Consider the following 10,878-nt stretch of genomic DNA (forward strand, 5'->3'; position numbering starts at 1 on the left):
ACGAACACTTCACCGTGCTGGAACGGGCTCATGGTGCCCGGGTCAACGTTGATGTACGGATCCAGCTTAAGCATGGTGACCTTAAGCCCCCGCGCCTCCAGGATAGCCGCCAATGAAGCCGAGGCAATGCCTTTCCCCAATGAAGAAACAACACCGCCCGTGACGAATATGTAGCGCGTCATGAAAAACCCTAGAAGTCTGCGTTAAAGCGGTACGAGCCGCCGGGGAAAGCGAAGGAAGGCCGAAGCCCCCGATCCCCTGCATTAATCACAGTGCACCTTTCAAAAAAACCGCCGCGTTGGGACAGACCGGCAGATGAAACACCGGTAGGTTGCTCGCTACACATTTTTTGGAATCGCCCAGCAAAGACTGCTTGGTAATCGGCAACTCCTGCAATTCAGGCGAATCCACAGAAGTTGTATCAAGAAGGGAGCGTAGTCTACCGGAATGCTCCTTTCAGCTCAAACCTTGATCTTCGTCTGTTGGCTGCCAATGCAATTGCCAGCCGTCCTGCCCATTGCCATCAAGCCCCGGCAGGTTCGCCACCGCGAGCAATTCGTCAGCGCGAAACAGCAGCGGCAATCTGCCACGGACGAACCCCGGCACCGCGCGCTCATTGAGCAGGCGCTTGAGGTCGCGATGCCCGCGATTCGCCAGATGCATGACTTCGCCACCTTGCCGATAGGCAATGCGCAACGGCCCGCAAGGCGCCTGCCCGCTGAACATGACACGGCCGTTATCGGCCAAGCGTAGCGCCGACGCCGGCGTCTGCCACCCGCAACCGATCACTGGCGTGCGCAGCCAGTCACCGCTGAGCCACCACACACGACCGGCGCTGCGGTGCAGCTCGCCATCGGCCAGACGCCAGATCGGCGCGGCATCGGCGGCGGCATCGCAGAGATCCGTCCAACCCGACCAATGGTCACTATCTGGCAGTCGCGTGAAGGGTTCGAGCCAGTGGCTGAGCGCATTTCGTTGACGCGCGGCAGACAGCGCAGTCAGTGGCGCCAGTTCCAGCGATGGCAATCCCAGCCATTGGAAATCATGCGCGGAGTTGGCGTGCGCCAGATCCATCTGCGCCAGTTCATCAAGCAATCCCTGCGCCTCACGCAGATGCGCGGCGCTGCGAGCCATGCTCGCCTGCGCTTGCGGCCAGCGCTCGGTCAGCAGCGGCATGACCTGATGGCGCAGGTAATTGCGCGAGAACTGCCGATCCTGATTTGACGGATCTTCGATCCAGGTCAATTGATGAACCCGCGCATAGTCCTCCAGCTCGGCGCGAGAGACATCCAGCAACGGCCGAATCAGCGCGCCCTGCCCCACCGGCCGTTGCTGCGGCATCCCTGACAACCCACGCACCCCGGCGCCGCGCAGGAGCCGGAACAACAGCGTTTCTGCCTGATCATCGCGATGCTGGCCGGTGAGTAACGCGTCATTGGTTTGTGTCAGCGAACCGAACACCGCGTATCGCGCATCCCGCGCCGCCCGCTCCAGACTCGCGCCCGGTTGCACCGTCACGCGCTCGATCAGCAGCGGCACACCCAACGCAGCGCAAACGGACTGACAATGTTGCGGCCACGCATCAGCCACAGCCTGAAGGCCGTGATGGACATGGACAGCGCTTAGCGGAGGGAGGGATTCGGATTTCGCCAGAGAGGCAAGCAGATGCAGCAGGACAGTGGAGTCGAGGCCACCGGAGAAGGCGATACGCCAATGAGCGGCATTGCGCCAAGGTTCCAGGCTCAGTAACAGCCGTGAAGGCAAATCACTCTTCGAAGGACTCATGAAAATTGATCACTTCTCAAAAAATCCCTGTAAGAGCTGCCGCAGGCTGCGATCTTTTGACTTTGTCTTTTAAGATCAAAAGATCGCAGCCTGCGGCAGATCCTACAGGGGTATTGCGTTCGACTTAGAGGCCGTAGCTCATCAGTCGATCATAACGGCGCTTCAACAGCGCTTCGTTATCGAACTTCTTCAGCATCGCCAGTTGCGAGCTCAGCTCGGCACGGATCGATGCAGCCGCAGTGGCCGGGTCACGGTGGGCGCCGCCCAGAGGCTCGCCAATCACCTTGTCGACAATGCCCAGGCCTTTCAGACGCTCGGCGGTGATGCCCATCGCTTCAGCGGCATCCGGCGCTTTTTCGGCGGTTTTCCACAGAATCGAGGCGCAACCTTCCGGCGAGATCACCGCGTAGGTCGAGTATTGCAGCATGTTCAGTTGATCGCAGACACCGATCGCCAGTGCACCACCGGAACCACCTTCACCGATAACGGTGGCGATGATCGGGGTCTTCAGGCGCGACATCACACGCAGGTTCCAGGCAATCGCTTCGCTCTGGTTGCGCTCTTCAGCGTCGATACCTGGGTAAGCCCCCGGGGTGTCGATGAAGGTCAGGATCGGCATTTTGAAACGCTCGGCCATTTCCATCAGACGGCAAGCCTTGCGGTAGCCTTCCGGACGCGGCATGCCGAAGTTGCGGCGCACCTTCTCACGCACTTCACGGCCCTTCTGATGACCGATGATCATCACCGGCTGGTCTTCCAGACGAGCGATACCGCCGACGATGGCAGCGTCGTCGGAGAAGTGACGGTCACCGTGCAGTTCGTCGAACTCGGTGAAGATGTGCTGGATGTAGTCCAGCGTGTACGGGCGTTTCGGGTGACGCGCCAGGCGTGCGATCTGCCAGCTGGTCAGCTTGCCGAAGATGTCTTCGGTCAGCGTTTTGCTCTTGTCCTGCAGGCGGGAGATCTCATCGCCGATATTCAGCGAATTGTCATTACCGACCAAGCGCAACTCTTCGATCTTGGCTTGCAGGTCGGCGATCGGCTGTTCGAAATCTAGAAAATTCGGGTTCATAGGCGTCCGTCTTGGGTCGTGTCCCAAATGAGCTTGGGCCGGCCGGTTGTCTATTCGCGCCCTACCTTAAGGGAGAGGCGCGCTGAGGTCGAGATTAAAAATTCAGGTCGCGGGCGAGCGCCATGATGGCACTCGCCGGTCAACGGTATTGGAGGAAGACGTTGTCTCGCCCGAACTGGTCACGCAGTGCTTGAATCAACGCATCTGCCGGATCGATTCGCCAGGTCTCGCCAAACTGCAGCAAGGTCTTCGCATCCGGGCTGGTGTACTCCATGGTCACCGGGCACGCGCCGCGGTGACGCTTGAGCAAATCCCCCAACCAGCGTAGCTGATCGCCTTTCAGGTCCTGGGTTTGCAGCTTCAGGCGCAGGCTCTCGGCAAGGTTGGTACGCGCATCTTCCATACTCATCACACGCTTGACCCGCAGGCGCAGGCCGCCGGAGAAGTCGTCGTTGCTGACTTCGCCTTCGACCACCACCATCGCATCGGTCTGCAACAGCGATTGCGCCGAATGGAACGCATCGGCAAACAGCGACGCCTCGATGCGCCCCGAGCGGTCGTCGAGGGTGATGAAGCCCATCTTGTCGCCCTTCTTGTTCTTCATCACCCGCAGGGCAATGATCATCCCCGCGATGGTCTGGGTATCGCGGGCCGGTTTCAGGTCAATGATGCGCTGACGGGCGAAACGGCGGATCTCGCCTTCGTATTCGTCGATCGGGTGACCGGTCAGGTACAGGCCCAGGGTATCTTTCTCACCCTTGAGGCGTTCTTTGAGGGTCAACTCCTTGGCCTTGCGATGCACAGCGTAAACGTCGGCATCTTCCTCGACGAACAGCCCGCCAAACAGGTCGGCGTGGCCGCTGTCGTGAGTGCGCGCGGTCTGTTCGGCGGATTTGATCGCCTCTTCCATTGCCGCCAGCAACACCGCGCGATTGCGGTCGATGTTGGCCTGATAAGCCTTTTGCTCTTCATGGAAGTACGGGCCGAGACGATCCAGCGCACCGCTGCGGATCAAACCGTCCAGAGTGCGCTTGTTGATGCGTTTGAGGTCGACCCGGGCGCAGAAATCGAACAGATCCTTGAACGGCCCGTTCTCGCGCGCCTCAGTGATCGCCTCGACTGGCCCTTCGCCCACACCCTTGATCGCGCCGAGACCATAAATGATGCGGCCTTCGTCGTTCACCGTGAACTTGAATTCCGAAGTATTCACATCCGGCGCGTCGAGACGCAGCTTCATGGTGCGAATTTCTTCGATCAAGGTCACGACCTTGTCGGTGTTGTGCATGTCCGCCGACAGTACCGCGGCCATGAACGGCGCCGGGTAGTGGGTTTTCAGCCAGGCGGTCTGGTAAGAGACCAAGCCGTAAGCGGCAGAGTGAGACTTGTTGAAACCGTAACCGGCGAATTTTTCCACCAGGTCGAAAATGTTACCGGCGAGGTCGGCTTCGATATTGTTGGTCTTGCAACCTTCAATGAAACCGCCGCGCTGCTTGGCCATCTCTTCGGGCTTTTTCTTACCCATCGCCCGGCGCAGCATGTCCGCACCGCCGAGGGTGTAGCCGGCCATGACCTGGGCAATCTGCATCACCTGTTCCTGATACAGAATGATGCCGTAGGTCGGCGCCAATACTGGCTTGAGGCCTTCGTACTGGTAGTCGGAGTGCGGGTACGCCAGCTCGGCGCGACCGTGCTTACGGTTGATAAAGTCGTCAACCATGCCCGATTGCAGCGGGCCCGGACGGAACAGGGCGACCAGTGCGATCAAGTCTTCCAGACAGTCGGGCTTGAGCTTTTTGATCAGCTCTTTCATGCCCCGGGATTCAAGCTGGAACACCGCCGTGGTTTCCGCTTTTTGCAGCAGCGTGTACGTCGGTTTGTCGTCGAGCGGGATGAACGCGATATCCAGCGGCGGCTCGTCGACCTTGGCGCGGTCGCGGTTGATGGTCTTCAGTGCCCAGTCGATCACCGTCAGCGTCCGCAGACCGAGGAAGTCGAACTTCACCAGACCGGCCGCTTCAACATCGTCCTTGTCGAACTGGGTTACCAGACCGTCACCGGCCTCGTCGCAATAGATCGGCGAGAAGTCGGTCAGTTTGGTCGGGGCGATCACCACACCACCGGCGTGTTTACCAACGTTACGCACGACGCCTTCGAGCTTGCGCGCCATCTCCCAGATTTCTGCGGCTTCTTCATCGACCTTGATGAAGTCACGGAGGATTTCTTCCTGCTCGTAGGCTTTTTCCAGGGTCATGCCGACTTCGAACGGAATCATCTTCGACAGACGATCCGCCAGGCCGTAGGACTTGCCCTGCACCCGCGCCACGTCGCGCACCACAGCCTTAGCGGCCATGGAACCGAAAGTGATGATCTGGCTTACCGCGTTGCGCCCGTATTTCTCGGCCACGTAGTCGATCACGCGGTCACGACCGTCCATGCAGAAGTCGACGTCGAAGTCGGGCATCGATACCCGTTCCGGGTTAAGGAAACGTTCGAACAGCAGGTCGTATTCCAGCGGGTCGAGGTCGGTGATCTTCTGCACGTAGGCCACCAGCGATCCCGCACCCGAACCACGGCCCGGGCCTACCGGTACCCCGTTGCTCTTGGCCCACTGGATAAAGTCCATAACGATCAGGAAGTAACCGGGGAAGCCCATCTGGATGATGATATCCAGCTCGAAATTCAAGCGATCGACGTAGACCTGACGCTTGGCTTCGTAGTCTTCGGTGGTGTCCTTGGGCAGCAGCACCGCCAAGCGTTCTTCGAGGCCGTCGAAGGAGACTTTGCGGAAATACTCGTCGATGGTCATGCCATCGGGAATCGGGAAGTTGGGCAGGAAGTGCGTGCCCAGTTTCACTTCGATGTTGCAGCGTTTGGCGATTTCGACGGTGTTTTCAATCGCGTCGGGAATATCGCTGAACAGCTCGATCATTTCCTCGGCGCTTTTCAGGTATTGCTGATCGCTGTAATTCTTCGACCGGCGCGGATCGTCGAGGGCGCGGCCCTCACCGATGCACACGCGGGTTTCGTGGGCGGCGAAGTCTTCCTGCTTGATGAACCGCACATCGTTGCTCGCCACCAGCGGCGCGCCGAGCTTGTCGGCAAGGGCCACGGCACCGTGCAGTTGCTCTTCATCGTTGGGGCGGTTGGTGCGCTGGATTTCCAGATAGAAACGATCCGGGAACACCGTCATCCACTCGCGCGCCAAGGTTTCGGCTTCAGCCGGGTTGCCGCCGATCAGCGCCATGCCGATCTCGCCTTCTTTGGCGGCGGACAGCATGATCAGGCCTTCATTGGCTTCGGCAACCCACTGGCGCTCGATGATGATCATGCCGTTGCGCTGGCCTTCGATGAAGCCGCGCGAGATCAACTCGGTGAGGTTGCGATAGCCCTTGGCGTTCATCACCAACAGGCTGAGACGGCTCAGCGGCGCGTCCGGGTCTTTGTTCGATAGCCACAGGTCGGCGCCGCAGATCGGCTTGATCCCGGCGCCCATGGTGTTTTTATAGAATTTGACCAGGGAACACATGTTGTTCTGGTCGGTGACCGCGACCGCCGGCATGTTCATGGCGGTCAGCGCCTTGACCAGCGGCTTGATCCGTACCAGCCCGTCGACCAGCGAGTATTCAGTGTGCAGGCGTAGATGAACGAATGAAGCCGGCATAGTGATCCTGTCCAGTTACATAGAGACAACAAGGCCCGGATTGTACCGGGCCTCGAACAAAACATCAGCCTTGCGACTAAACCTGCGTGAGGCCTTCCAGCGCTTCATAAGCCTGACGTACCGGGGCGAACGAGCGCCGGTGAATCGGCGTCGGGCCAAGCCGCACCAACGCTTCCAGATGAACGGGCGTCGGGTAGCCTTTATGGCCACCGATACCGTAACCCGGGTAGATCAATTCGAATGCGGCCATTTCTCGGTCACGGCTGACCTTGGCCAGAATCGACGCGGCGGCGATGGCCGGCACCTTGCCGTCACCCTGAATCACGGCTTCGGCGCGCATCGGCAGTTGCGGGCAGCGGTTACCGTCGATCATCGCCAGTTTCGGCTGGATGTGCAGGCCAGCTACCGCGCGCTGCATGGCGAGCATGGTCGCGTGCAAAATATTCAGCTCGTCGATTTCTTCGACTTCGGCGCGGGCAATGCACCAGCTCAGGGATTTTTCGATGATTTCGTCGTAGAGCTTTTCGCGCTTGGCTTCGGTGAGTTTTTTCGAGTCGTTGAGACCAAGAATCGGCCGGTTCGGGTCGAGGATCACCGCTGCTGTCACCACGGCACCGCACAACGGGCCACGACCGACTTCATCGACACCGGCGACCAACTCCTCGACTTCGGCGACCAGAGTAAAGTCCAGGCCCATCTGCATGCTTGTCTTGCTCATTATTTTTGACCGATCAGGTTAAGGACGGCGTCCGCCGCCTGATTGGAGGCATCCCGGCGCAGCGTGCGGTGGATCTCGTCGAAACCGCGAGTCTGCTCTTCGCCACCTTCGATCAGCGGCGACAGGGTCTGCGCCAGTGCTTCGACTGTCGCATCATCCTGCAACAATTCTGGCACCAGCAAACGCTGAGCGAGCAGGTTCGGCAGCGACACATACGGGCTCTTGACCATGCGCTTGAGAATCCAGAATGTCAGCGGCGCCAGGCGGTAAGCCACCACCATTGGCCGCTTGTACAGCAATGCTTCGAGGGTGGCGGTGCCGGAGGCGATCAACACCGCATTGCACGCGGCCAGGGCCAGATGCGACTTGCCGTCGAGCAGGGTCACCGGCAGATCGCGGCCGGCGAGCAGCTCTTCCAGTTGCACGCGACGTTCCGGGTTGGCGCACGGAATGACAAAGCGCACACCTGGGCGCATGGCGCGCAGACGTTCGGCGGTGTCGAGGAACAGCCCACCCAACCGAGACACTTCGCCGCCACGGCTGCCGGGCATCAACGCTACCAGCGGCCCGTCGGGCAGGCCCAACTCAGAGCGCGCCGCAGCGCGATCGGCTTCCAGTGGAATGGTATCGGCCAGCGTGTGGCCAACGAACCGGACTGGCACGCCTTTCTCTTCGTAGAATTTCGCTTCGAACGGCAGCAGCGTCAGCATCAGATCGCAGCCTTCGCGGATCTTCAGCACCCGCTTCTGGCGCCACGCCCACACCGACGGGCTGACGTAATGCACGGTCTTGATCCCGGCCTGACGCAGCTTCAGTTCGATGTTGAGATTGAAATCCGGTGCGTCGATACCGATGAACACATCCGGTTTCTCGGCGATCAGCATGGCGATCAGGTCTTTGCGGCGCTTGAGCAACTCACGCAGGCGACCAAGAACTTCCACCAGGCCCATGACCGACAAGCGCTCCATGGGAAAGTAAGAAGTCAGGCCTTCAGCCTGCATCAACGGACCGCCGACGCCGATGAACTCGACCGCCGGATGCTGCGCCTTGAGGGCGCGCATGAGACCGGCGCCGAGAATGTCACCGGAAGCCTCACCCGCCACCAGCGCAATACGCAGATTGGCCATGATCAGCGAGTGATGCCGCGAGTCGACGACTGGATCGAGTCACGGAATATCGCGACTTCGGGGAACTGTGCCGCCGGCTCAACCAGCTCTGCGAGTGCCTGCTCGACCGTCAGACCCTGACGGTAGACGGTTTTGTAGGCGCGACGCAGGGTATGGATGGCGTCTTCGCTGAAACCGCGACGACGCATGCCTTCGAAGTTCATGCTGCGCGCTTCTGCCGGGTTGCCAAACACGGTAACGAACGCCGGAACGTCCTTGCCGATGGCGGTGCCCATCCCGGAAAAGCTGTGCGCGCCGATGTGGCAATACTGGTGAACCAGGGTAAAACCGGAGAGGATCGCCCAGTCATCAACGTGCACATGGCCAGCCAACGCCGTGTTGTTGACCAGAATGCAGTTGTTGCCGATGACGCTGTCGTGGCCGATGTGGGCATAGGCCATGATCAGGTTGTGATCACCCAGGGTGGTTTCCGAGCGGTCCTGCACGGTGCCACGGTGAATCGTCACGCCTTCGCGGATGACATTGTGATCACCGATGACCAGACGGGTTTCTTCACCTTTGTATTTCAGATCGGGCGTGTCTTCGCCTACCGAGGAAAACTGGTAGATGCGATTGTGCTTGCCGATACGCGTCGGGCCTTTGAGGATTACATGCGGCCCGATCACGGTCCCCTCGCCGATTTCCACACCTGCGCCGATGATCGACCACGGGCCGACCTCGACGCCGTCAGCCAGTATGGCCGACGGATCGATGATTGCGCGAGGGTCAATCAAACTCATAGCTTGCGTTCCGCACAGATGATTTCAGCCGAGCAGACCGGCTTGCCGTCGACCGAAGCCTGGCATTCGAACTTCCAGATCTGACGCTTGCAGCTGATGAACTTGGCTTCCAGGATCAACTGGTCGCCCGGCAACACAGGCTGGCGGAAGCGCAATTTGTCGGAACCGACGAAGTAGTAAAGCGTGCCGTCGGCAGGCTTCACATCAAGCATTTTGAAACCGAGGATCCCGGCAGCCTGAGCCATCGCTTCGATGATCAGTACGCCCGGCATGATTGGATGCGCCGGGAAGTGACCATTGAAGAACGGTTCATTGATGCTGACATTCTTGTAGGCGCGAATGCGCTTGCCTTCAGTGTCCAGTTCCACCACCCGGTCCACCAGCAGGAACGGGTAACGGTGAGGCAGGTATTCGCGAATCTCGTTGATGTCCATCATTTCGGGGGGAAGCCTATGTAAAGATTGGGAGCGCGACTGACGCGCACTCCTCTAGCAAATCAAGGAGGCAGTCTAGAGGCTGTGCACACTTGATATGGAAATGGTATCAGCCATCTGATGAAGCATTGCCGTCAGGGGTCACTTCCCCTACGCGCTTTTCCAGCTGTTTCAAACGTCGCGCGATGTCATCGAGCTGACGAATACGGGCCGCGCTTTTGCGCCATTCGGCCGCTGGTTGCATGGCTGTACCGGAAGAGTAGGCGCCTGGCTCGGTAATCGAGTGCGTCACCATGGTCATCCCGGTGAGGAAAACGTTGTCGCAAATATCAATGTGGCCAACCAGCCCTACACCACCGGCGAGCATGCAATGCTTGCCGATTTTGGTGCTGCCGGAAATGCCGACACACGCGGCCATGGCGGTGTGATCACCGACCTGGACGTTGTGCGCAATCTGGATCTGATTGTCGAGCTTCACGCCATTGCCGATCACGGTATCGGCGAGCGCACCGCGGTCGATCGCGGTATTCACGCCAATCTCGACATCGTCGCCGATGGTCACGCCACCGATCTGGGCGATTTTCTGCCAAATGCCTTTTTCGTTGGCGAAACCGAAACCTTCGCCGCCGAGCACTGCACCGGACTGGATAACCACACGCTTGCCGATGCGCACGTCGTGATACAGCGTAACGCGCGGCGCGAGCCAGCCGCCTTCGCCGATTTCACTGCGCGCGCCGATGAAGCATTGCGCCCCCAATGTCACGTTTGCCGCAATCCGCGCTCCGGCCTCGATCACCACGAATGGGCCGATACTGGCGGTTGGATCAACCACGGCATCAGGCGCAATCACCGCAGACGAGTGGATACCCGCCGCTGCTTTTGGCTTTGGATCGAACAGGTGGGAGATACGCGCGTAAGCCAGGTAAGGATCAGGCACCACCAATGCATTACCGGCAAAACCTTCGGCATCGGCCTCTTTGAGCAGCAATGCAGCTGCCTGCGAGCCCGCCAGGTATTTGCGATATTGAGGGTTTGCCAGAAAGCTCAACTGAGCTGGGCCAGCCTCTTGCAAAGTGGCTAGCCCAGTAATTTGCTTCTCCGGGTCGCCACGCAGGGTGGCGCCGAGGAACTCGGCCAATTGGCCGAGTTTGATAGTCACGGTCATGGGTTACTTCAGCTGATTCATGCGCTCGATAACCTGGCGCGTGATGTCGTACTGAGGTTTGACATCAATCACTGCGCCACGCTCGAACACCAGGTCAAAACCAACTATCTAGATGACGTCTTCCACTGCGCTCTCCA

At 59.5% G+C, this 10,878-nt stretch carries 8 protein-coding genes and 2 pseudogenes; all 10 read right to left on the bottom strand.

Annotated elements, in window-relative coordinates; all coding sequences use genetic code 11:
* A pseudogene (gene pyrG / locus ACIPZE_RS27965) lies at nucleotides 1-182 on the bottom strand (CTP synthetase); the annotation flags it as partial.
* A gap of 274 nt (nucleotides 183-456) precedes the next feature.
* Nucleotides 457-1,785 (bottom strand): tRNA lysidine(34) synthetase TilS, encoded by a 1,329-nt coding sequence (gene tilS, locus ACIPZE_RS27970; protein WP_400776628.1) that lies wholly within the window; start codon nucleotides 1,783-1,785, stop codon nucleotides 457-459.
* Nucleotides 1,786-1,909: 124 nt separating this feature from the next.
* Nucleotides 1,910-2,857 (bottom strand): acetyl-CoA carboxylase carboxyltransferase subunit alpha, encoded by a 948-nt coding sequence (locus ACIPZE_RS27975; protein WP_283437516.1) that lies wholly within the window; start codon nucleotides 2,855-2,857, stop codon nucleotides 1,910-1,912.
* 139 nt (nucleotides 2,858-2,996) lie between these two features.
* The gene (gene dnaE / locus ACIPZE_RS27980) at nucleotides 2,997-6,518 is read right to left on the bottom strand and encodes a DNA polymerase III subunit alpha (protein ID WP_283437517.1); all 3,522 of its coding nucleotides are present in this window, start codon (nucleotides 6,516-6,518) and stop codon (nucleotides 2,997-2,999) included.
* Between the two features lie 76 nt (nucleotides 6,519-6,594).
* Nucleotides 6,595-7,221: a ribonuclease HII gene (gene rnhB, locus ACIPZE_RS27985; RefSeq protein ID WP_283438653.1), complete on the bottom strand. Its 627-nt coding sequence runs from the start codon at nucleotides 7,219-7,221 to the stop codon at nucleotides 6,595-6,597.
* 14 nt (nucleotides 7,222-7,235) lie between these two features.
* The gene (lpxB, locus tag ACIPZE_RS27990; protein ID WP_129389814.1) at nucleotides 7,236-8,363 is read right to left on the bottom strand and encodes a lipid-A-disaccharide synthase; all 1,128 of its coding nucleotides are present in this window, start codon (nucleotides 8,361-8,363) and stop codon (nucleotides 7,236-7,238) included.
* A 2-nt stretch (nucleotides 8,364-8,365) separates the two neighbouring features.
* Nucleotides 8,366-9,142, bottom strand: a complete 777-nt coding sequence (lpxA, locus tag ACIPZE_RS27995; protein ID WP_400776631.1) for an acyl-ACP--UDP-N-acetylglucosamine O-acyltransferase — start codon at nucleotides 9,140-9,142, stop codon at nucleotides 8,366-8,368.
* Entirely contained in the window at nucleotides 9,139-9,579 is a 441-nt protein-coding gene (gene fabZ, locus ACIPZE_RS28000) for a 3-hydroxyacyl-ACP dehydratase FabZ (protein WP_003222142.1), read from the bottom strand. The genes lpxA and fabZ overlap by 4 nt, the downstream gene beginning before the upstream one ends.
* A gap of 106 nt (nucleotides 9,580-9,685) precedes the next feature.
* Nucleotides 9,686-10,741, bottom strand: coding sequence for a UDP-3-O-(3-hydroxymyristoyl)glucosamine N-acyltransferase (lpxD, locus tag ACIPZE_RS28005; RefSeq protein WP_400776633.1), 1,056 nt, complete (start codon nucleotides 10,739-10,741; stop codon nucleotides 9,686-9,688).
* 3 nt (nucleotides 10,742-10,744) lie between these two features.
* Nucleotides 10,745-10,878, bottom strand: a pseudogene (locus ACIPZE_RS28010) (hypothetical protein); the annotation flags it as partial.

This window comes from Pseudomonas sp. NPDC089741 (genome assembly GCF_044748825.1).
GTDB classification, from domain to species: domain Bacteria; phylum Pseudomonadota; class Gammaproteobacteria; order Pseudomonadales; family Pseudomonadaceae; genus Aquipseudomonas; species Aquipseudomonas helmanticensis.